The organism is Dinghuibacter sp., assembly GCF_035492835.1.
Lineage (GTDB): Bacteria > Bacteroidota > Bacteroidia > Chitinophagales > Chitinophagaceae > Dinghuibacter.
The window spans coordinates 1-21823 of the sequence record NZ_DATJIY010000064.1; the positions used below are offsets into that span (position 1 = coordinate 1).

At 59.5% G+C, this 21823-nt stretch carries 18 protein-coding genes; 15 read left to right on the forward strand and 3 right to left on the reverse strand.

The annotated features are described in order from the left end of the window. The first annotated feature begins 395 nt into the window (after positions 1-395). From mraZ to ftsZ, 13 genes are all read left to right on the forward strand, one after another. Positions 396-854 (forward strand): division/cell wall cluster transcriptional repressor MraZ, encoded by a 459-nt coding sequence (mraZ, locus tag VL547_RS06045; RefSeq protein ID WP_325576278.1) that lies wholly within the window; start codon positions 396-398, stop codon positions 852-854. A 7-nt stretch (positions 855-861) separates the two neighbouring features. Beyond that, a complete protein-coding gene (gene rsmH, locus VL547_RS06050) occupies positions 862-1752 on the forward strand; it encodes a 16S rRNA (cytosine(1402)-N(4))-methyltransferase RsmH (RefSeq protein WP_325576280.1) in 891 nt (296 codons plus the stop codon). 31 nt (positions 1753-1783) lie between these two features. Beyond that, positions 1784-2077 carry an FtsL-like putative cell division protein gene (locus VL547_RS06055; RefSeq protein WP_325576282.1) on the forward strand — a complete coding sequence of 98 codons (294 nt, stop codon included), beginning with the start codon at positions 1784-1786 and terminating at the stop codon, positions 2075-2077. 10 nt (positions 2078-2087) lie between these two features. Continuing rightward, positions 2088-4175, forward strand: coding sequence for a penicillin-binding protein (locus VL547_RS06060; RefSeq protein WP_325576284.1), 2088 nt, complete (start codon positions 2088-2090; stop codon positions 4173-4175). Beyond that, positions 4175-5641, forward strand: coding sequence for a UDP-N-acetylmuramoyl-L-alanyl-D-glutamate--2,6-diaminopimelate ligase (locus VL547_RS06065; RefSeq protein ID WP_325576286.1), 1467 nt, complete (start codon positions 4175-4177; stop codon positions 5639-5641). Before VL547_RS06060 ends, VL547_RS06065 begins: the two co-directional genes overlap by 1 nt. 1 nt (position 5642) lies before the next feature. Next, entirely contained in the window at positions 5643-6920 is a 1278-nt protein-coding gene (gene mraY, locus VL547_RS06070; protein WP_325576288.1) for a phospho-N-acetylmuramoyl-pentapeptide-transferase, read from the forward strand. Continuing rightward, positions 6920-8260, forward strand: a complete 1341-nt coding sequence (gene murD, locus VL547_RS06075; RefSeq protein ID WP_325576290.1) for a UDP-N-acetylmuramoyl-L-alanine--D-glutamate ligase — start codon at positions 6920-6922, stop codon at positions 8258-8260. Before mraY ends, murD begins: the two co-directional genes overlap by 1 nt. Further along, positions 8257-9522 carry an FtsW/RodA/SpoVE family cell cycle protein gene (locus VL547_RS06080; RefSeq protein WP_325576292.1) on the forward strand — a complete coding sequence of 422 codons (1266 nt, stop codon included), beginning with the start codon at positions 8257-8259 and terminating at the stop codon, positions 9520-9522. Before murD ends, VL547_RS06080 begins: the two co-directional genes overlap by 4 nt. Continuing rightward, the gene (gene murG, locus VL547_RS06085; protein WP_325576294.1) at positions 9515-10606 is read left to right on the forward strand and encodes an undecaprenyldiphospho-muramoylpentapeptide beta-N-acetylglucosaminyltransferase; all 1092 of its coding nucleotides are present in this window, start codon (positions 9515-9517) and stop codon (positions 10604-10606) included. The genes VL547_RS06080 and murG overlap by 8 nt, the downstream gene beginning before the upstream one ends. Before the next feature lies 1 nt (position 10607). After that, complete coding sequence (gene murC / locus VL547_RS06090) at positions 10608-11969, forward strand: UDP-N-acetylmuramate--L-alanine ligase (protein ID WP_325576296.1); 1362 nt, start codon at positions 10608-10610, stop codon at positions 11967-11969. Continuing rightward, complete coding sequence (locus VL547_RS06095; RefSeq protein WP_325576298.1) at positions 11966-13042, forward strand: cell division protein FtsQ/DivIB; 1077 nt, start codon at positions 11966-11968, stop codon at positions 13040-13042. The genes murC and VL547_RS06095 overlap by 4 nt, the downstream gene beginning before the upstream one ends. Positions 13043-13110: 68 nt before the next feature. Next, positions 13111-14484, forward strand: coding sequence for a cell division protein FtsA (gene ftsA / locus VL547_RS06100; protein WP_325576300.1), 1374 nt, complete (start codon positions 13111-13113; stop codon positions 14482-14484). Positions 14485-14572: 88 nt separating this feature from the next. Beyond that, on the forward strand, positions 14573-16567 hold the full coding sequence (ftsZ, locus tag VL547_RS06105; RefSeq protein ID WP_325576302.1) for a cell division protein FtsZ: 1995 nt from the start codon (positions 14573-14575) through the stop codon (positions 16565-16567). Positions 16568-16720: 153 nt separating this feature from the next. Here the strand turns inward: ftsZ and VL547_RS06110 are convergent, their stop codons facing one another. Continuing rightward, entirely contained in the window at positions 16721-17020 is a 300-nt protein-coding gene (locus VL547_RS06110) for a hypothetical protein (protein WP_325576304.1), read from the reverse strand. A gap of 44 nt (positions 17021-17064) precedes the next feature. Here VL547_RS06110 and VL547_RS06115 point away from each other — a divergent pair, with 44 nt between their 5' ends. Both VL547_RS06115 and VL547_RS06120 read left to right on the forward strand, forming a co-directional pair. Further along, positions 17065-18276: an S-adenosylmethionine:tRNA ribosyltransferase-isomerase gene (locus VL547_RS06115; protein WP_325576306.1), complete on the forward strand. Its 1212-nt coding sequence runs from the start codon at positions 17065-17067 to the stop codon at positions 18274-18276. A gap of 43 nt (positions 18277-18319) precedes the next feature. After that, positions 18320-20335, forward strand: a complete 2016-nt coding sequence (locus tag VL547_RS06120; protein ID WP_325576309.1) for a KUP/HAK/KT family potassium transporter — start codon at positions 18320-18322, stop codon at positions 20333-20335. Here VL547_RS06120 and VL547_RS06125 read toward each other — a convergent pair. Further along, positions 20309-21085, reverse strand: a complete 777-nt coding sequence (locus VL547_RS06125; RefSeq protein WP_325576311.1) for an FkbM family methyltransferase — start codon at positions 21083-21085, stop codon at positions 20309-20311. The genes VL547_RS06120 and VL547_RS06125 overlap by 27 nt on opposite strands. Further along, entirely contained in the window at positions 21082-21816 is a 735-nt protein-coding gene (locus VL547_RS06130) for a class I SAM-dependent methyltransferase (RefSeq protein WP_325576313.1), read from the reverse strand. The genes VL547_RS06125 and VL547_RS06130 overlap by 4 nt, the downstream gene beginning before the upstream one ends. Positions 21817-21823: the final 7 nt, after the last annotated feature.

Sequence of the window (21823 nt, forward strand, 5' to 3'; positions counted from 1 at the left end):
ATGCCTCTTTTACCCTGTTTTGCGAAAAGTTTCGCAAAACAGGGTAAAAGAGGCATCCCACCCCACTCCCCGGGGCCGGCAACCCAAGGGCCAGACCAGGGGGCGGCGGCCGAAGCGCGCGCAAGGCGAAGCGGCAGGGGGGAGGGACGATGGCGGCAATAGAGGCGGTAGGGGGCGAAATGACCGGTAATACACAGCGAATCCACAGAAAAGACGGGGTTTCTCACAGGTTGTACACCGTTCATGCACAGCTGACGCAGTCCTTATCCCCAAAGGCAGGCCCAAAGCGAGTCCCAGCGCGCATTACGGTGTGGAAAAAAAATGTGGAACGGGTTTTGGAGGAAAAAGTGGGAAAATATGTTATTTTGTGTGTAAGGAAGGCAAATAATCCCTGAATGTTAGGTTTTCTAGGTGAGTACGAAGCGACAATGGACGTCAAAGGGCGTTTTTTGCTGCCGGCTGGTTTCAAGCGCCAGTTAGGGGATGATACCACCGTACCCTTCGTGATCAACCGGGGGTTCGAGAAATGCCTGACGCTGTACCCCAAACCCACCTGGGACCCCATCTTCGAACGGATCAGCCGGCTTAACGACTTCGACCCCAAGGTGCGGGAGTTCCGGCGGTATTTCCTGAATGGGGCGACCCTGCTGGAGGCCGATACGGCGGGCAGGTTCCTGATTCCGAAGAACCTGGCGGAGTACGCGGGGCTGACCAAGGACATCGTGCTGACGTCCGCGGTCAAAAAGATCGAGGTGTGGGACAAGGGAACGTATCAACAGCTCTTTGATAAATACGACGCCAGCGCCTTCAGTGACCTGGCACAGCAAGTGATGGGGGGATTGGACGATGTCTGAGTACCATGTGCCGGTACTGCTGGAGGAGGCGTTGGAGGGATTGGCGATCAAGCCGGAGGGAACCTATGTCGACTGCACCTTCGGAGGCGGGGGGCATAGCCGGGGCATCCTGGAACGGCTCGGTCCGGAGGGGAAACTGATCGCCTTCGACCAGGACCAGGACGCGGCACTCAACGTGCCCGCGGACGACCGCGTGTTATTCGTCCCGCAGAATTTCCGGCACCTGTCGCGCTTCCTGAGGCTCCACGGGGTGACGGAGGTGGACGGGATCCTGGCGGACCTGGGGGTATCCTCGCACCAGTTCGACGAAGAGGAACGGGGTTTCTCAACCCGCTCGGAGGGCGACCTGGACATGCGGATGGACCAGCGCCAGTCGCTAACGGCGGCGGGCATCCTGGCGGACTATGGAGAACCGGAGCTGCACAAGCTCTTCGAACGATACGGCGAAGTCACCAACTCCCGGACGCTTTCGCGTAAGATCGTGGAGGTCCGGAGGGTGATGCCGCTGGCGACGATCCCGGGTTTTATGCAGGCGGTCTCCGGCGTGGTCAAGGGCAATCCGAAAAAGTATTTCGCCCAGGTTTTCCAGGCGCTCCGGATAGCCGTCAACGACGAGATGGGCGCGCTGCAGACGCTGCTGGAGCAGATGCCCGCGGCGTTGAAACCCGGGGGACGGGCGGTCGTCATCACCTTCCATTCCCTGGAAGACCGGCTGGTGAAGCAGTTCTTCAAAACCGGTCACTGGGAAGAGGTGGCGGACGACCATCCCTTCGAAAGCAACCGGCCCGAGTCGCCTTTTACGGTGATCACCCGCAAGCCGGTGCTGCCCACGGAGGACGAACGTAAGAGAAACCCGAGGTCCCGCAGCGCCAAGCTCAGGGTCGCGGAAAAGAAGTAAGCCCGGAAGCATTCCGGAAAAACGAACACCTATGGCGAATTGGAAACGTTGGTTGGGATACCGTTGGCTGGTAGATAACATGGTCTTCTTCCTGTTCCTGGCGGGGCTGGCGATCGTCTACATCTACAACGGCCACTACGCCGATAAGGTTTCCCGCAACATCAGCAGGACCTCGGGTGAATTGAAGCAGATGGAATACGAGTACAAAACGGTAAAGGGGGAGATCCTGCTCAGGAGTAAGGAAAGCGAGGTGGAAAAGGCGGTGGCGCCCCTGGGTTTGAAACCCCTGTCGGCGCCCCCGATACCGGTTACGGACAGTCTATAAAACAGCAGCCTTGGAAGTAAAGCGCGACATATTATGGCGGGTGTACCTGAGTTATCTCGGCATAGTGGTGCTCGGGCTGGTCATCCTGGGGCGCGCGTTTTACATACAGCATATCGAGGGAGCGCACTGGCGAAGCATGGCCGACAGCCTGCACCAGCGCTATGTGGAGGTGGACGCGGAAAGGGGGACGATCTACGACGACGCGGGCAATATGCTCTCCACGTCGATCCCCTACTTCGACGTCTACGTGGATTTCGGGGCGGACGGCTTAAGGGAAAAAAACGGTCAGCGCTTCAGGGAGTCGTTGGACTCCCTGTCGCTCTGTCTGGCCAGGCTCTTCGGCGACCAGCGCGCGGGGACATACAAAAAAATGCTGGAACAAGGTTTTAACGCAAAGAACCGCTACTACCTCTTGAAACGGAACATGTCCTACGAGCAATACCGCCTCCTGCACACTTTCCCCCTGGTCCGGCTGGGGCGGAACAAGAGCGGTTTTATCGAGGAGGTGCACGAAAAGCGGCTGACCCCATATGAGCTCCTGGCGAACCGCACCATAGGGCTGGCCCGGGAGAACGTGCATAATGTCGGCCTGGAGGCGACCTACGACAGCGCGCTGAGGGGCGTGACCGGCAAACGGCTGGTGCGCTATATCGCGGGTGGCACCATGGTGCCGGTAGAGGGCGCCGAGATCGACGCGGAAAACGGAAAAGACATCGTGACGACCATAGACGTGACCATACAGGACATTGCGGAGAACGCCCTGCTCAGGATGATGCAGCAGAACGAGGCGGTGCACGGCACCTGTATCGTCATGGAGACGGCCACCGGCAAGATCAAGGCGATGGCCAACCTCGGCGAGCAAAAGGACGGGTCCTACTGGGAAGACTACAACTACGCGGTCTCGGCCACCGAGCCGGGTTCGACCTTTAAGCTGGTGACGCTCATGTCCCTGCTGGAGGACCGTAAAGTAACCCTGGACGACCACGTCAACATCAACGGCGGCGTCTGGACGGTCAACGGGCGAACGGTGCATGACGCGGAGCACGACCCCGAATCGGACGTCACCGTCAAGGAGGCCTTCGAAGCCAGCTCCAACGTGGGGATGGCCAAGCTGGCGTATGGGGCGTATGAAGACAATCCCTACGCTTTCATCAACCACATCCGCGCGCTCCGGATGGACTCGGTCACCGGTATCGACCTTTCCGGCGAAAGCAGGCCCGTGATAAAGACGCCGAAGAACCGCAGCTGGAGCGCTACGACACTCCCCTGGATGGCCTTCGGCTACGAGGAGCTGGTCAGCCCGCTACAGACGCTCACGCTGTACAACGCGGTCGCTAACAACGGGACCATGATGAAACCCTACCTGGTGGACGAGATCAGGGATTATGGTCATACGGTCCGCCAGTTCGGCCCCGTGGTGCTAAAACAGAAAGTATGCAGCGACGCCACGCTCCGGTTGATCAGGCAATGCCTGATCGGGGTTGTCAGCGATCCGAAAGGCACCGCGAAGTCGCTGAACACACCGGAGTACCAGATCGCCGGCAAAACGGGGACCGCCCTGGTGGCTAACGGCGCCAACGGCTATAAGGACCATATCTATCAATCCTCCTTCGTCGGGTATTTTCCGGCGGAGAAGCCGGTATACACCTGTATCGTGGTGATACGGAACAAGCCGCACGCGGAAACTTATCTGGGCGCCAAGGTGGCGGGGCCGGTATTCAAGGAAGTATCCGACCGCCTCTTTGCGCTGTACACCCAGGGACGCCAGCGTTTGACGGACATCGCCAGGGACAGCGCGGACATCCGGTTTTCGGGCACCGGGTCGGTGTTTGCCAGCCTGGGGATGCGCATCCCGGACACCGGTTGGATAAGCGGGACGACGGGTCCCCAAACGAATTTCCGGTGGACGTTCGTAAAAGAAGCCGCCGGCGACAGCGTACCGTCGGTGCAGGGGATGGGGTTGAAAGACGCCCTATATCTTCTTGAACAGAAAGGTCTCCGGGTAGCGGTACGGGGCAGGGGTAAGGTCCTTGCCCAATCGCTGTCCGCGGGCTCCGCGATCAAAAAGGGACAAACCATTTATTTACAACTCGACTGATGCGCATACTGCAGGACATACTATATAAGGTAAACATTTTGGAAATCCGGGGCGATACCCTCAGGGATGTCCGTTCCCTGACCTTGGATTCCCGAAAAGTGCAGGCGGGAGATTGCTTTATCGCTATCAAGGGCACGTTGTCCGACGGGCATGCCTTTATACAGGCCGCCGTCGACAAGGGCGCGCACGTCATCGTTTGTGAGGTCATGCCCGCGGAGCAAAAGCCGGGCGTGACCTATGTGCAGGTCCGGGACAGCGCCGCCGCCGCCGGGCAGATGGCGCATCACTTTTATGGCGAGCCCAGCGCCCACCTCACCCTGGTGGGGGTAACGGGCACCAACGGCAAGACCACCGTCGCCACTTTGCTGTACAAGCTTTTTAGCGGCCTGGGCTATCGCTGCGGACTCTTGTCCACGGTCCAGAACGAGATCGGGGGAAAGGTGGTGCCGGCCACGCACACCACCCCGGACCCGATCGAGCTCAACGCCCTCCTGGCAGACATGGTGGCCGCCGGTTGCTCGCACGCGTTTATGGAAGTCAGCTCCCACGCCATCCATCAGCAGCGCATTGCGGGGTTGGTATTTGCGGGCGGGATCTTTACGAATATCACCCACGACCACCTGGACTACCACAAGACCTTTGATGAATACATCCGGGTCAAAAAATCATATTTCGATAACCTGCCGTCCACGGCCTTTGCGCTCAGCAACCTGGACGATAAGAGAGGCACGGTGATGCTCCAGAACACGCCCGCGCGCAAGGCTTATTACAGCTTGCGGACGCTGGCGGAAGTAAAGGGCAAGATCCTTGAGAATGAATTGACGGGATTGGTGATGTCGATCGACGACATCGAGGTGCACTTCCGGTTGATCGGGGAGTTCAACGCCTACAACCTTCTGGCCGTATACGGAGCGGCCGTCGCGCTGGGGGAAGATAAAAGCAGCGTCCTGCAGGTGCTGAGCACCCTTACGGGGGCGGAAGGGCGGTTTGAATATATCGTTTCGCCGGTGGACCGGATCATGGGGATCGTGGACTACGCCCATACGCCGGACGCCCTCCTGAACGTCCTGGGCACGATAGAGAAGCTCCGCAAAAGCGGGGAACAGATCATTACCGTCGTCGGGGCCGGTGGAGACCGTGACAAGTCCAAGCGACCCATCATGGCGGAGGTGGCCTGCGAACACAGCGACCGGGTAATCCTGACGTCGGATAACCCCCGGAGCGAAGACCCGATGGACATCATCAAAGACATGGAAATGGGGCTGGGCAGCGCCGCCAGGCGGAAATACCTGGTGGTGCCGGACCGGATCGAAGCGATCAAGACGGCCATTACGCTCGCGGGGAAAAAGGACATCATCCTCGTGGCGGGAAAGGGTCACGAAAAATACCAGGAGATAAAGGGGGTGAAACATCCCTTCGACGATAAAGCGGTGTTGCGCGATTTGTTTGCACTACTAGAAAAATAATATGCTGTACCAACTCTTTGAATGGCTGCGAAACAGCGGGGTCAAGGTTCCCGGGGGAGCCCTGTTCCAGTTCATCACCTTCCGGGTGCTGCTGGCGGTCATCCTGTCGCTGGTCGTCACCATGCTTTTTGGCAAACGACTGATCAACATCCTGCTCCGGCGCCAGGTCGGGGAGTCGGTCCGGGAACTCGGGCTGGCGGGGGAGCAGCAGAAGAGGGGTACACCCACCATGGGCGGGATCATCATCATCCTGGCGATCGTCGTACCCACCCTGCTCCTGGCGGACCTGCACAAGGCCTATATCCGGCTCATGCTCTTCGGAACCGTTTGGCTGGGGATAGTGGGTTTTGTCGACGATTATTTGAAACTCCGCGCCAAGCGTATCGCCCGCGAGCAAGGCGTGGTCTATAAAAAAGGGGACAAGGATGGCCTGGCGGGCTGGTTCAAGATCCTCGGGCAGATCGTTCTCGGCGTGGCCGTGGGCGCGACCCTGCTCTTCAACAACAACGCGAAAACATACCGGGAATTCACGGGGGAGAAACCGCCCACCGATTCGACTATGATCCACCGTCCGTTCAACGGGAAAGACAGGGTTTTCGTCCAGGCCAAAGAGCCCATCACGACGATCCCCTTTGTCAAGACCCACGAGTTCAATTATGCCCGTCTGCTGCCGCAGGCCCTCCGCGGTCTGAGCTGGCTGCTCTATATCGCCATCATCGTGGTCATCGTCATCGCCGTCTCCAACGGCGCCAACCTGACCGACGGTCTCGACGGCCTGGCGACGGGCGTCAGCGCCATCATCGGGGTGTGCCTCGGCATCTTTGCCTACGCGTCGGGGAACATCCTTTTTGCGGACTACCTCAACATTATGTATATCCCGAACCTGGGGGAGCTTTCGATCTTTATTGGCGCGCTGATCGGAGCTTGTGTGGGTTTTCTCTGGTATAACGCCTATCCCGCGCAGGTGTTCATGGGCGACACGGGCAGCCTCACGCTAGGGGGCATCATCGCGGCCCTGGCCATCATCGTCCGCAAGGAGCTCCTGATCCCGATCTTTTGCGGGGTCTTCCTGATGGAGAACCTGAGCGTGGTAATCCAGGTTACCTATTTCAAGTATACAAAGAAAAAATATGGCGAAGGGCGGCGGATATTCCTGATGAGCCCCCTCCACCACCATTATCAAAAGAAAGGGTACCACGAAGCAAAAATAGTGACACGGTTCTGGATCGTGACCATCCTGTGCGTCGCCTTTGCGATCGTAACCTTAAAGATTCGCTGATGTCAAAGAAATTCATCATACTGGGTGCGGCCGAGAGCGGTGTTGGCGCGGCGATCCTTGCCAGGCGGCAGGGGTATGATGTTTTTGTATCGGACGCAGGCACCATCAAGGAACCCTACAAGGAGGAACTGGAAGAGCACGGGATCCGGTACGAAGAAGGCCGGCATACGGAGGATCGCATCCTGGCTGCCGACGAGATCATGAAGAGCCCCGGTATCCCGGAGAAAAACGAGATGGTCAAAAAGATCCGTGCCGCGGGCATACCCGTGATCTCCGAGATCGAATTGGCGTTCCGCTTCAAAGGTGATAGCAAGATCATCGCCATCACCGGCAGCAACGGCAAAAGCACCACAACGGCGCTGACCTTCCACATTTGCCGGACGGCCGGTATCGACGCCGCCCTGGTGGGGAACATCGGCATCAGCTTTGCCAAACAGGTGGCCCTCGACCCCAAACCGGTGTACGTGGCCGAGATCAGCAGCTTCCAGCTGGACGACATCGACCTGTTCCGCCCGGAAGTGGCCGTGCTCCTCAACATCACCGAAGACCACCTTGACCGTTACGAGTACAAATTCGAAAACTATATCCGGTCCAAGTTCAGGATAGCCATGAACCAGAAACCGGAGGACGCCTTCATCTATTGCGCGGACGACCCGGTCACCGTAAAGTACCTGAAGCAATATCACCTTTTATCTAACCCATTACCTTTTAGCATGAACCAGGAACCGAGCAGAGGCGCGTTTATCAAGAACCACGAAATGCACGTCAAGACAGGGGATGAACCCCTCATCATGAGCGTCGACGATTTTGCGATCAAGGGAAAGCATAATCAGTACAATACCATGGCGGCCGGTGTGGCGGCTGCGACGATGGGTATCCGGAAGGAAAAGATCCGGGAGGCCGTAACGACCTTCCAGAGCCTGGAACACCGGATGGAGTTTGTCGCCAATATCCGGGGCGTGGAGTTCATCAACGACTCCAAGGCCACGAACGTCAACTCCACCTGGTATGCGTTGGAGAGCATGGCCAAACCGACGGTGCTGATCCTGGGCGGGGTCGACAAGGGGAACGATTACTCCCTGTTGTACGACGGCGTCAAGGAGAAGGTCAAGGCGATCGTGTGTATGGGCGTGGACAACACCAAGATACACGAAGCGCTCGAAGACAAGGTGCCGGTCATGGTCGACACTGCCAGCGCCCAGGAGGCGGTACAACAAGCCTTCCGGCTGGCCGGCAAAGGTGACGTCGTGCTGCTGTCCCCCGCTTGCGCCAGTTTCGACCTGTTCCGTAACTACGAGGACAGGGGTAACCAATTTAAAGAAGCAGTAAAGAACCTATGAACATATTTTTGAACAGGACAAAAGGGGACCAGGTGATCTGGACGATGGTCGTTTTGCTGGCCGTCACCAGCCTCCTGGTCGTCTATAGCGCCACCGGCTCCCTGGCCTACAAGATGTACAAGGGGCGGACGGAGGTGTACCTGTTCAAGCAATTCGCCTTCATTGCGCTGGGTATCCTGATTATCTGGTTTGCGCACCGGGTGAACTACATCGTGTACTCCCGCGTCGCGCTCATTTTGTACTTGTTGTCCATACCTCTGCTGATTTATACGCTGTTCTTCGGCACCAACCTCAACGACGCCAACCGCTGGATCCGGCTCCCGGTCATCAATATGACCTTCCAGACCTCGGATATGGCCAAGCTCGCGCTGTTCATGTATGTTTCCCGCCAGCTTAGCCGTAAACAGGAGGTCATCAAGGATTTCAAGAAGGGGTTCCTGCCGGTCATCACCCCGATTGCGATCACCTGTCTGCTCATCGCCCCGGCCAACCTGTCGACGGCTTTGCTGACCGGTGCGACCGGTTTGTTGTTGTGCTTTATCGGGCGGGTGCGGATCGCGCACATCCTGTTGACGATTGTCGTCGCGGCGATTCCCGTGGTGCTGCTGGTGGGGATAGCGATGGCGACGTACGACGGGCATCACGACGAGGCCGCGCGAGCCGGCGTCGCGGACGCTTCACGTCCTGGCGTCGTAACGACCCTTAAATCGAAAGGGCGCATCGGCACCTGGATCGGCCGCGTGCAGGACTTCGTCTACGCCAGGAAAGACGACGCCCCGTATCAGATCCAACAGGCCAAGATTGCCATCGCCAAGGGCGGCTGGGTGGGCGTGGGCCCTGGGAACAGCACGCAGCGGAATTTCCTGCCCCACCCGTACAGCGATTTTATCTATGCGATCATCATCGAAGAGTATGGGATGATCGGAGGGGCGCTTATCATTTTTATCTACCTGGTTTTCCTGATACGCTGTATACGGATATTCCGGCAATGCCCGTATGCCTTTGGCGCTTTCCTGGCGCTGGGGTTGAGTTTTACGCTTGTCATACAGGCCATGGCCAATATGGCGGTGAACGTAAACCTTTTCCCGGTGACGGGAGTGACGTTGCCGTTGGTGAGCATGGGAGGGAGCAGTTTCTTATTTACGGCGCTGGCCATCGGCATCATTTTGAGTGTCGGCCGGAATGTCGAACAGAACGAAGGCGCCTCCGAGGCCACGGGCCCTGAGGCCATCGATTCAGAAGAGGAGGAAGCATATGCCTAAAAAGGTCATCATAGCAGGCGGCGGCACGGGTGGACACGTCTTCCCCGCCCTCGCCATTGGACAGGCCCTGGTGCGGCTCGACCCGCAGGTGGAGTTGTTGTATGTAGGCGCGAAGGGGAAAATGGAAATGGAAAAGGTCCCGCAGGCGGGTTTCCCGATCGTCGGGCTCGACATAGCGGGGATGAACCGGAGCGCGCCGTGGAAAAATATTTCGCTGCCCTGGAAGCTGGTGAAGAGCCTGTTCACGGCGCAGTCCGTGTTGCGCCGATTCAAACCGGACGTCGTGGTGGGCGTGGGGGGATATGCGAGTTTCCCCATGCTCCGGCAGGCGCAGAAACACGGAATACCGACCCTGATCCAGGAACAGAATTCGTTTGCGGGCAAGAGCAACCAGATACTGGGCCGGGGCGCACGGACGATCTGCGTCGCTTTCGACGGGATGGATCGGTTTTTCCCGGCAGACAGGATCGTCGTCACGGGGAACCCGGTACGGCATTCCATTGCCGCCAGCAAAGCGACCCGCGCGGATGGCATCAATTATTTCCAGCTCGACCCGTCGCGCAAGGTCATCCTGGCGACCGGCGGGAGCCTTGGCGCCAGGAGCATCAACGAGGCCATCGACGCGGGGTTGGACCGTATACTGGACAACGGCTACCAGCTGATCTGGCAGACCGGGAAGCTCTATGAAGAAAAGGCTTCCCGGGTGGCGGCCAGCCGCAAGGGCGTCTGGACGTCGGCCTTCATCACGCATATGGAGATGGCGTATGCCGCGGCCGATGTGGTGGTATCCCGCGCCGGCTCCACCATCGCCGAGCTCTGCGTGGCGGCCAAACCGGTGGTGTTCGTACCGTATCCCTATGCGGCGGAAGACCACCAGACCGTCAATGCGATGAACCTGGTGCGGCACGAGGCGGGGTTGATCGTCAAGGACAGCGAGGCGGCGGCGCAGCTCGTGCCGACCTTGTTGTCACTGGCCGGGGACCCTGTGCTTCAGGCTTCATTGGTGCACCATATTGCTACCCTGGCCATACCGGACGCCGACGAGCGTATCGCCAGGGAGGTACTAAAACTGATCGTAAAATAACGTGGAACCGCGTAACATATATTTCGTAGGCATAGGCGGCATCGGCATGAGCGCCCTGGCCCGGTATTTCCTGTCCCGGGGCGCGCGCGTGTCGGGGTACGACCGGAGCCGGACGTCACTGACGGACGCGTTGTCGGCGGAGGGCGCCAGCATTTTCTTTGAGGATGCGCTGTCTTCCGTGGACCCTGCCGCGGAATGGGTCGTCTATACGCCCGCCATACCCGCGACCAGCGTGGTGTTGACCTACTACCGGGATCGCGGTGTCGCGCTGATGAAACGGAGCGATGTCCTGCAACGGATCACGGCAGACACCTTTAACATCTGTATCGCCGGCACCCACGGCAAGACCACGATCACGACGCTGACCGCGCACATCCTGCGCCACAGCGGCTACGGTTGTACGGCCTTCCTGGGGGGTATCTCCGGGAACTACAACACCAACTTCTGGAGCAGCGATAACGACGTGTGCGTGGTCGAGGCCGATGAATACGACCGCTCGTTTTTGAAACTCGACCCTTCCCTGGCCGTCATCACCGCCATGGACCCGGATCACCTGGACATCTACGGCACCGCCGCGGCCATGGAGGAGGCGTTTATCGCCTTCGCGGGGCGGATCAAGCCGGGTGGGTGGTTGCTTAGCAAGCACGGGCTCCCGCGCGGTGCGGAGCTCGCCGCGTCACAGCACCTCACCTACAGCCTGGCCGATGCCGCGGCTTCCGTGCATGCAGAGGGCCTGCGGGCCGAAGACGGCGCCTACGCCTTCGATATCGTCGTACCCGGTGGCCGGCTGGAGGGCTTCGTCCTCCACATGGGCGGCCGCCACAACGTCGAGAATACACTGGCCGCGGCCGCCGTAGCGCACCAGCTGGGCATCAAGTCCCACGCCATCCGGGACGCGGTAGCCGCCTTCAAGGGCGTGCGCCGCCGGTTCGAGTACGTTTTGCGGACGCCTTCGGTGGTATTGGTGGACGACTACGCGCACCACCCGGAAGAGTTGCGGGCGTTGCTCGCAGGGGCAAAGGATCTTTTCCCCGAGCGGACCTGTACGGTTATTTTCCAGCCGCACCTTTATTCCCGGACCCGCGATTTGGCGGCGGAATTTGCTGCGGCGCTTGACCTGGCGGATGAAGTGATCTTATTACCGATATACCCGGCGCGGGAATTGCCGATGGAGGGGGTGAGCAGCGGGATGATTTTGGAGCGGATGAAGAATCCTCACCGGCGGATCATGAGTAAGGAGGCGTTGCTGGCCTGGGCCGGCGCGCCTGCCGGCGCCTCACCGCGCCTCATCATTATGGCCGGGGCCGGCGACATCGATGCGCTTGTGGAGCCCGTGGCCGAAAAACTGAATGTGAGGGCATGACGACGCCCGGACGATATGGCAAATTCAGGCGCCTCCTTATCCTGGGGGTCTGGTTGCTGGTAGGGGCGGGCTGCGCCACGCTGCTGATCGCGGCGATCCGGCACCAGAACCACAGCGTTTGCAAGGCCGTGCGGATCGTGATCGGGGGTGTGGACCGTCGGATGGTGGACAGCGCGGAGCTGGAGTCGATACTGACCGACGGGCATTCCCGCCGGCTGGTGGGCACGCCCTCGGGAGACATCTCGATCCGGCGTTTGGAGAAAAAGGTGGGCGACAACCCCTGGGTGAAGAAAGCGGATTTGTTCTTTGATAGCAAACAGGTGCTTTGGGTCAAGGTTACCGAACGCGAACCGGTGGCCCGGCTCTTTACGGATGAGGGCGTGTCTTTTTATATAGATGGAGACGGAAGTCGTCTCCCCCTGAAGGACAACTACCCGGTGGAATTGCCGGTCTTTACCTCCTGCCCGCTTCAGCGGCGGACCTGGACAAAGACCGACACCGCCCTGGCCCGGGAGATCGCGGTGCTGAGCCGGTACCTGGCAGCAAACCCGTTTTGGATGTCGATGGTCCAGCAGGTGGACGTCACCGATAGCCGGGAGTTCGAGTTGGTGCCGTCCATAGGCGACAACGTCCTCCGGATAGGAGACACCAGCGACCTGGACCAGAAGTTCAACCGGCTGCGGGTATTCTATGAGCGCGTGATCCCGCACGTGGGCTGGAACAAATACGCCGCGCTCGACGCCCGCTATGCCGGTCAGGTGATCGGCGTCCGCCGGGACGGCCAAAGTGCCGCCGTCGATACCGCCCGCGCCTCCGCGCTGCTCCGTGAGCTGATCGAGCAGGGGCGCAACGCGATGCGCGACACCGCGGTGCGCGTGGCGCCGGTGCCGCGGGACCTGGTGCCGGATATAGATAGTACGCGGTCGCTGGAACCGTCGGAGGGCTCTGTTTCCGACGTCCCGGCGCAGCCACAGACCGCGCTCCGCCGTGAGAAAAGCGGCTCCGCGCGGCCCGCGGCCGCGAAACCGGGGGGCGCGAAGCCGGCGGCGGTGATGCCCCCGAAAAGGCACTGACTAGTAAACACCTGGCCGCAAGGCCGCTATTATATATTGTATGAGCAACAAAAAAACAGCGGTATTATATGCATAACGAACAACCCATCATCGTCGGCCTCGACATCGGGACCACGAAGATCGCAGCCATAGCGGGCCGGAAAAATGAATATGGCAAACTGGAGATCCTGGGGTTTGGTCGTGCCAACTCAAACGGCGTCCAGCATGGTATGGTTTTGAACATCGACCAGACCATAAAGGCCATCCAAACGGCCCTGGAAAATTGCTATGCCTCCAACCCGAACCTGGAGATCAACGAGGTCTATGTAGGGATCGCGGGTCATCATATCAAGAGCCTCCAGACGAGGGGGGACATCGTCCGCCAGAACACGGACGAGGAGATCTGTCAGCGTGAAATAGACCAGCTGATCAACGACCAGTACAAGACTTATATACCGGCGGGGGACCAGATCATCGACGTCATTCCGCAGGAGTTCACGGTCGACAACTTCCAGAACATCCCCAACCCCATCGGCTACAGCGGGGTGAAGGTGGGGGCCAACTTCCACATCATCACCGGTGACAAGAACGCCATCCGCAACATCCACCGGAGCGTGGACAAGGCGGGGCTGCGCACCCGGGACCTTGTCCTGCAGCCGCTGGCATCGGCCGCGGCGGTGATGTGCGAGCATGACCTGGAGGCAGGCGTCGCCATCGTGGACATTGGCGGCGGCACCACGGACCTGGCGGTATTCTACGAGGGTATCCTGAAGCATACCGCAGTCATCCCGTTCGGCGGCGAGAACATCACCAACGACATCAAGACCGGGCTGGGCGTATTAAAAACTCAGGCTGAGCAGATGAAAGTGCAGTTCGGCTCCGCCCTGGCGGACGAGGCCAAGGGCAACGCCTTCATCACTATCCCGGGGCTGAGGGGCATGGCGCCAAAGGAGATCAGCGTCAAGAACCTGGCGCACATCATCCAGGCCCGCATGAGCGAGATCCTGGACTTCGTGACCTATCACCTGAAGCAGGTGGGATTGGATAACCGGCTGCTCAACGGCGGCGTCATCCTGACCGGCGGCGGCGCCCAGCTCAAGCACCTGATCCAGCTGACCGAATACGTCACCGGTCTCAACGCCCGGACGGGTTACCCGAACGAGCACCTGGCGGCGGGTCACATCGAAGAGCTGGCCAAACCCATGTACGCCACTTGTATCGGTCTTATCCTGAAGGGGTACAACGTGTTCGAGAACCACGAGAACCTGCTCCACAACACCGGCACAAAGGTCCGCGCGTTCAAGGAGGAAGAGCCCGATACGACCGAGGTGATGATCGACCGTGAAGAAGGGATAGGCGCCGTCAAGGTCAAGAAACGCAAAAAGAACCTGAAGAATTTTATGGATTCGATCAAGGACGGCCTGATCGACCTGTTCAAGGAAGAAGAAGACAGTCAGTTATAAAAAACCCCCGTACCCTGTGCCCGTTACTTACTAACCATTTTATTTACTAACCACTGCAACCGGGGGTTGCAGCGCAAAAACAGCGAGTATGATCCATTTTGATTTGCCCAAGGAAAAGTCTTCCATCATAAAGGTCATCGGTATCGGTGGCGGTGGGAACAACGCCGTGAATTTCATGCACGGCCAGGGCATAGAGGGGGTAAATTTCATCATTTGCAACACCGACGCACAGGCTATCTCGAACAGCAAGGTGCCCAACAAGATACAGCTGGGGCCCCACCTCACCCAGGGGCTGGGGGCCGGCGCCAATCCCGAGATCGGGCGCCAGGCGACCGAAGAGAGCCTGGAGGAGATCCGGCGCATCCTCGAGGTCAACACCAAGATGGCGTTCATCACCGCCGGCATGGGCGGTGGCACCGGCACCGGGGGCGCGCCCATCGTAGCCCGTATCTGTAAAGAGATGGGTATCCTCACGGTAGGGATCGTGACCACGCCCTTTGCCTATGAAGGCAAGAAGCGTATCCTCCAGGGGGAGGAAGGTATCAGCCGGCTAAAGGAGAACGTCGACACGTTGCTCATCATCAGCAACGATAAGCTGCGGCACCAGTATGGTAATCTGAAGATGAAGGAGGCCTTCGCCAAGGCGGACAACGTCCTGGCCACGGCCGCCAAGTGTATCACCGACGTCATCAACAGCACCGGGCAGATCAACGTCGACTTCGCCGACGTTTGCACGGTCATGCGCAACGGAGGCGTGGCTATCCTGGGCAGCGGCGCCGCCGAAGGCGACAACCGTGCCCAGCGTGCCATCGAGCAGGCCCTCAATTCCCCCCTGCTCAACGACAACGACATCCGCGGGGCCAAATGGATACTCATCAACATCAACTCCGCCGAGGGCGAACACGAGTTCACCATGGACGAGGTCGATATCATCCAGAACTACCTGCTCAGCCAGGCCGGTTCCAACTCCGATGTCATCATGGGTCTGGGGTACGACAACACCCTCCAGGGCAAGATTGGTATTACCCTGATCGCTACCGGCTTCGACCACACGGAAGAGGCGGTTGCCGCGGAACAGGCCGCCACCCACCGCCCTGCCACTGAAGAGAAGATCATGATGACGCTGAATATGGAGGCCGAAAAGCAGCACTACGGTCAGCAGGCGCTGTTCCCCGAGGCCGCGCCGGCGCCCGTAGCAACCATGCCCGCTGCGCCCGTGGCAACCGCTTCCACGGCGTCTGTGGCAACCGCGCCCGTAGCGCCCGACGAAATGGCCCCGACGCTGGTCGAGCCAAAAGTGGCCGAGGCCCCGGCAGCCGGATTTTTTATGAGCCGCGTCGCCGAACCCGCCAAACCGGCGCAGCCGGAGGAACCCATTAGGTTTACCCTGTCGGATCCCACGCCGGAGCCTGTCAAACCCGAGCCCATAAAGCCCGAACCGGCAAAGCCGCCTGTCGAGCCCGTCCGGAAGGCGCCGTATATCGAGCCGGTGCGGAGCGCGGCCCCCGGAGCAACGCGTACCGTCATGCCGCCCGTCGAGCCTCCCAAGGAAGAGACGCCCCGTCCCGGTCAGCGTGGATTCCTGTCGCGGCCGTCCAATATCTATGAGGACGGCGAGGAAGCGCCCAAGGCGTCACCGGTATTTCCCGAAGAGACACCCACCTTCGATATGCAGCTGGTGATCAAGAACGAGCCGCCCGCCCGCCCGGAACCGGCCGCCCGTCAGGAGCCGCCCACCCGCCAGGAACCGCCCGTTCGCCAGGAGCCGCCCGTTCGCCAGAACCCGATCCTGCCGCCGGCGCACGAAGCTACGCCGCTCGGCGCCGATGAAATGGACGAGCAGCGCCGCAAGGCCGCCGAGCGTCTGCAAAAGCTGCGCAACCTGTCGTTCAACGTCAACGCCCAGGACGCCGGCAATGAATTCGAGGCGGTGCCCGCCTATATGCGCCGGAACATGGAGTTGTATAACACGGTGAACTCGATTGAGAATTTCTACAGCAATTATACCGTGAAGCCTTCAGAAGACAATAAGGCGGAGATCAGCACGATCAACACCTTCCTGGAGGGAAAGAAGCCGGACTAGCGCGCGAGCGCAGACGCCCCGGGGGTGCGCGCCACCCGCCGCGTCCGGGACAAAAGTCGATCAAGGAACCGTAACCTATATCCGTGGGCGCTTTGGCGCCAACTCATTCAGGCACGTGCGTTTTTTGTAGTTGTGGTAGGGGCTGACCAGGTGTCAGCCCCTTGTTGTTACAACCACCCGGATGTGGCGCCTGTGCAACAGCTCCATCAAATCCATAACCGAATCGACAGTCTCTTCAGGGGCGGTCTCTATGGATGCGTGGGTGATAACCCTTGCGTGTTGCCTCAGGAATGTCCTGAGCTGTCCGGTCGTCCGGCATAGGTATACGCTGTCGCGCAGCGCCAACCGGTAGCCGGGTTGCAGCATGAAGATGCGGATGGTATCCCCGGGTGGACCCTGCCGGACGGTCGGCGTGGCAGCATGGAGCAGCAAAAGCAATAACGCGAGGTGCATATCGGAAGATAGTGAAAATCCGCGCCCGATCCTACCTTTACGGCATGGACGAAAAGGCGGGGCCCGACGGGGCCCATAGCAGCGCAAAAGGTCCGCGCGACCTGCGTATCGGGGACTATACCTACGACCTGCCCGAAGACCGGGTGGCGCAATACCCCCTTGGGGAGCGGGACGCCTCGAAGCTGCTCGTTTACGAGGGCGGGGCGATCACGGAGGCGCGGTATCGGGACCTGCCGGGGATTATTCCCGGTGACGCATTGATGGTCTTCAACGACACGAAAGTCATCGAGGCCCGTCTGCTCTTCCGGAAGGAGACCGGGGGACAGATCGAAATCTTTTGCCTGGAACCCCTGGATGCGGAGCCTTCCCGGGCAATGATGCAACAGGGGAGCGCGACCTGGAAGTGTCTCGTGGGGGGCGCGGCGAAGTGGAAAACGGGACCGCTCGTGCGGACCTGGGAGAATGGTCTCCGTCTGGAGGTGGAAAAACTGGGGACCGTCCCCGATGGGTACCGGGTCCGGTTTCGCTGGACGCCCGGAGACCTGCATTTCGCCGGGATGCTCCACCGGGCGGGCCTCGTTCCGCTGCCCCCGTATCTGAACAGGTCGATGGAGGAGCTCGACGCGGAGCGGTATCAAACGGTCTATGCGCGCTTCGACGGATCGGTCGCGGCGCCAACCGCGGGGTTGCACTTTACACAGGACCTTCTGGGGCGGCTCGGTAAAAAGGGCGTGACGACCGATTTCGTGACGTTGCACGTAGGCGCGGGCACCTTCAAACCGGTAAAGGCCGAACGCATGGAGGAGCACGTGATGCACGCGGAGTGGATCGACGTGACGCGGGCGTTCGTGGAGCGGCTGCGGGCCCACGAAGGACCGGTGGTGGGGGTGGGCACGACAGCCTTACGGACGCTCGAAAGCTTGTACTGGATGGGGGTGAAGGGCACCGATGAGCCGCTGACCCAGTGGGAAATATATGATACGCTCCCGCAAGACATGGCAAGGCGGGATGCGCTGGACGCGCTGCTCGGGCGCATGGGCGAACGACTGATCGCACAGACGCAGCTGTTGATCGCGCCGGGTTACCGCCCCCGGATCGCGCACGGGTTGGTAACCAATTTCCACCAGCCCGGTTCGACCCTGCTCCTGCTCGTGGCCGCCTTGCTGGGGGACGACTGGCGAAAAGTCTATCGCTACGCCCTGGATAATGATTTCCGGTTTTTAAGCTATGGAGACGGGAGTCTTCTTTGGTTCTAGCGGTTTTGCCTACCTTTAAGCACCATAACCAACATTCTCAACCTTGAGGAAGACAACGTTAAACAGCGTCTCGGCGGCTGGATTAGTGATAGCACTGGGGATTATTTATGGCGACATCGGCACCTCTCCGCTCTATGTTTTCAACGCCATCATCAACGGTCGTGTCATCAGCGAAGACCTTATCCTCGGCTCCCTTTCCTGTATCATATGGACGCTCACGCTACAGACGACGGTGAAGTATGTGATCCTGACGCTCAAGGCTGACAACAAAGGAGAGGGTGGTATTTTCTCGTTGTATGCCCTGGTGCGCAGGCGGCGGAAGTGGCTGGCCTTCCCGGCGATGATCGGGGGCGCCGCGCTCCTGGCGGACGGGATGATCACGCCGCCGATCACCGTGACCTCCGCCGTGGAGGGGCTACGGCAAATCCCCCGTTTTGCGGACATCAATCAGACCACCATCATGTACATCGTGTTGGGGATCCTGGTGGTGTTGTTCTTTATGCAGCAGTTCGGGACCATGAACATCGGGAAGCTGTTCGGCCCGATCATGTTTATCTGGTTTGTCATGCTGGCTGTGCTGGGGTTGAGCCATATTTCCGACGACTGGGGCATATTCAAGGCGCTTTCCCCCCACTACGCGATCGTGCTGCTGACAAAATACCCGGGGGGCTTTTGGCTGTTGGGCGCCGTTTTTCTTTGTACCACCGGGGCGGAAGCCCTGTATTCGGACCTGGGCCACGTGGGCCGGGGCAACATCCGGATATCGTGGATATTCGTCAAAACCTGCCTGATCCTGAATTACCTCGGTCAGGGCGCGTACCTGATGGCGCACCGCGGGATGATCTTCGCCAATGACGACCTGATCCAAAAGGCACACTTCCTTGTCCGGTTCCCTTCGGCGGTACCGCTGCAGAATACCTTTTTCTCCATCATGCCGGACTGGTTCAAGGTCCCCGGCAACATCATCGCTACCATGGCGGCCATCATCGCCAGCCAGGCGCTGATCTCCGGGTCGTTTACGCTGATCAGCGAGGCCATGCGGCTCAACCTCTGGCCTAAGCTGAAGATCAACTACCCCACCGAGGAAAGGGGACAGCTGTTCATCCCCGGGATCAACGTCCTCCTGTTCATCGGTTGTTGCGGCATCGTAGCCTACTTCCGCTCCTCGTCCAACATGGAGGCGGCCTACGGCCTGGCCATCACGCTGTGTATGCTGGCCACGTCGATCCTGTTCGCCAACTTCCTGGTGTCCAGGCGCGTCAGGAAACGATGGATCTACCTATACCTCATCGTTTACCTGACCATAGAACTGAGCTTTTTGTACGCCAACCTGGAGAAGTTCCCCCATGGCGGCTTCGTGACCGTGATCGTGGGCGGTCTCTTGTTCCTGGTGATGTACGTCTGGTTCCGGTCCCGCAAGATCAAAAACCGGTACGTGGAGTTCGTCCGGCTGGAGCACTACCTGCCGATGCTCCAGGAGCTGTCCAACGACATGACCGTCACCAAGTATTCCACCCACCTGGTGTTTATGACCAGTGCCAACAACCCCAAGGAGATCGAGCACAAGATCATGTACTCGATCCTCAACCGGAAGCCAAAACGGGCGGATATATACTGGTTCGTGCACGTCGAAATCCTGGACGACCCTTATACCTGCGAATACGTGGTGGATACGATCATCCCCAACGAGGTGATCCGCGTCGAGTTCCGGTTCGGGTTCCGGGTGGAGCAGCGCATCCAGCTGATGTTCCGTAAAGTGGTCGAGGACATGGTGCTCAACAAGGAGGTCAATATCGTGAGCCGGTACGAGTCCCTCCAGCGCAACAACGTGGTGGGGGATTTCCAGTTTATCGTGCTGGAGAAGTTCCTGTCCCACGACAACGAGCTGCCCTTCTGGGAGCGCGTCATCATGCGGGCGTATTTTTACCTGAAGGAAATTTCGCTGTCCGAGGAAAGGGGCTTTGGCCTCGACCCAACGTACGTTACCGTGGAGAAGTTCCCGCTGATCGTGACGCCGGTGTCGCACCTGCGCCTACGGCGCGTGAACCACGAGGGGTGAGTCGCGCGCGTACTCTGCCGTCAGGAAGTAGTAATTGTGCGGAAAGTACGTGACGTCGCTGTAGGCGTCGATCTTGTGCCAGCGCCCGCCTTCCAGCGCGTAGCACCCATACCCGAGCGGCGCCACCAAACGCGCCAGGTCCGCCCGGTCTACCGTGGACAGCAGCTCGCATACGATCCTGGGCCGGTATTTCGCTACGGTGGGCAGCATCTTGGTGAACAGCCGGACCTCAAAACCCTCCACGTCACACTTTATGAAGTCGATCTTCGGCAGGTTCCCGAAGAGCGTGTTTGGATCCTCGTTGCGGATGCGCTCCGTTTCCACGTAGTTGAAATCGTCGGTCTTTTCAATGATCTTGGCGTAGGCGAAACGCTTGCGGGCGCCGACCTGGGGAATACCCATTTCGACGGTGTCGCTGTCGCCGCCCAGCGCCACCTTTAGCAGGTGGATATTGGTGCGGCCGCCCATGTGCGCCTCGATCACGGCGTTGAATTTCGAAATGGGCTCGACGGCGTATACGGAGCCGGAGGGACCGACCAGGCGGGACAGCTCGAACGTATAATAACCGAGGTGGGCGCCTATGTCGATACATACATCCCCGGGGCGGATGTGCTCCCTCAGGAAATAAACGTCCCGGTAAAATGACTTGTTCAGCCAGCCATTCCGGTGCAGAACCTGGAAGGTGGAGGAGAGGGTGGACAGGTATCGTTTTTCCCCCAATATCCGTAGCAAGGTTTCTCTCAGGCTCATTTAACGATCTTGATGGCGGTCTGGTAATAATTGTTGACGGACCCCAGCACCTCGTATTTGACGTAGTAGCACTTGACGAACTCGTTCCAGGCGGCAAACTCGTGGTTGGGTACGTTGAACTCGTCGAACATGACGACGTCCCCGTTCCTGAGGAAGGGCGCCATCGCCGTAAGGGCAAAGAGCGTGGAGGAATATAGGTCGGCGTCCATATGGATCACCCGCACCGCGTCGGTTCGACGGGGATATTCCTCCAGGAAGGGCGGGAGCGTGTCCTGGAAGATGCCCTTGAGGAAACGGGCGCGCGTGTCCTCCAGCTGCGGCACGTCATAGGCCATCTCCCCCTTTTTAAAAAAGTGCCAGTCCTCCGGCAACCCCTCGAACGTATCGAAGCCAAAGAAGGCCGATCCCGGGTGGGTGCAATGGCTCAGCCACCACCGGAAGGAGTAACCCCCCGCGACGCCAAACTCGAAGTAGTGGACGGGGCGCGTGGCGAGCTGCTCGTGGTCGACGACGTATTGGTGTAGTTTTTCGCGGTCGGTATAGTTGCGGAAGGGCTTGTACCAGGTAGTGTAGGCGACGGCCTTGTTGTGCTTGGCGATCCAGGACGACAGGAGCGAAAAATTCAACAGGAACCGGAGGGCGTGCCGGAAGGGCGCAAAGAGGATGCCTACCCTGGACGCCAGGAGCAGGTCTTTTATAAAAGAATTGGATTTCCGTATCAGTAGCTTCATAAAAGGG

Excerpts from the sequence above, each read along its gene's own strand:
- ftsA (WP_325576300.1), top strand. The coding sequence starts at position 13,111 with ATGCATAACGAACAACCCATCATCGTCGGCCTCGACATCGGGACCACG.
- VL547_RS06065 (WP_325576286.1), top strand. The coding sequence starts at position 4,175 with ATGCGCATACTGCAGGACATACTATATAAGGTAAACATTTTGGAAATC.
- murD (WP_325576290.1), top strand. The coding sequence starts at position 6,920 with ATGTCAAAGAAATTCATCATACTGGGTGCGGCCGAGAGCGGTGTTGGC.
- VL547_RS06055 (WP_325576282.1), top strand. The coding sequence starts at position 1,784 with ATGGCGAATTGGAAACGTTGGTTGGGATACCGTTGGCTGGTAGATAAC.
- murG (WP_325576294.1), top strand. The coding sequence starts at position 9,515 with ATGCCTAAAAAGGTCATCATAGCAGGCGGCGGCACGGGTGGACACGTC.
- VL547_RS06095 (WP_325576298.1), top strand. The coding sequence starts at position 11,966 with ATGACGACGCCCGGACGATATGGCAAATTCAGGCGCCTCCTTATCCTG.
- VL547_RS06115 (WP_325576306.1), top strand. The coding sequence starts at position 17,065 with ATGGACGAAAAGGCGGGGCCCGACGGGGCCCATAGCAGCGCAAAAGGT.
- mraZ (WP_325576278.1), top strand. The coding sequence starts at position 396 with ATGTTAGGTTTTCTAGGTGAGTACGAAGCGACAATGGACGTCAAAGGG.
- VL547_RS06130 (WP_325576313.1), bottom strand. The coding sequence starts at position 21,816 with ATGAAGCTACTGATACGGAAATCCAATTCTTTTATAAAAGACCTGCTC.
- VL547_RS06125 (WP_325576311.1), bottom strand. The coding sequence starts at position 21,085 with ATGAGCCTGAGAGAAACCTTGCTACGGATATTGGGGGAAAAACGATAC.
- ftsZ (WP_325576302.1), top strand. The coding sequence starts at position 14,573 with ATGATCCATTTTGATTTGCCCAAGGAAAAGTCTTCCATCATAAAGGTC.
- VL547_RS06110 (WP_325576304.1), bottom strand. The coding sequence starts at position 17,020 with ATGCACCTCGCGTTATTGCTTTTGCTGCTCCATGCTGCCACGCCGACC.
- VL547_RS06080 (WP_325576292.1), top strand. The coding sequence starts at position 8,257 with ATGAACATATTTTTGAACAGGACAAAAGGGGACCAGGTGATCTGGACG.
- mraY (WP_325576288.1), top strand. The coding sequence starts at position 5,643 with ATGCTGTACCAACTCTTTGAATGGCTGCGAAACAGCGGGGTCAAGGTT.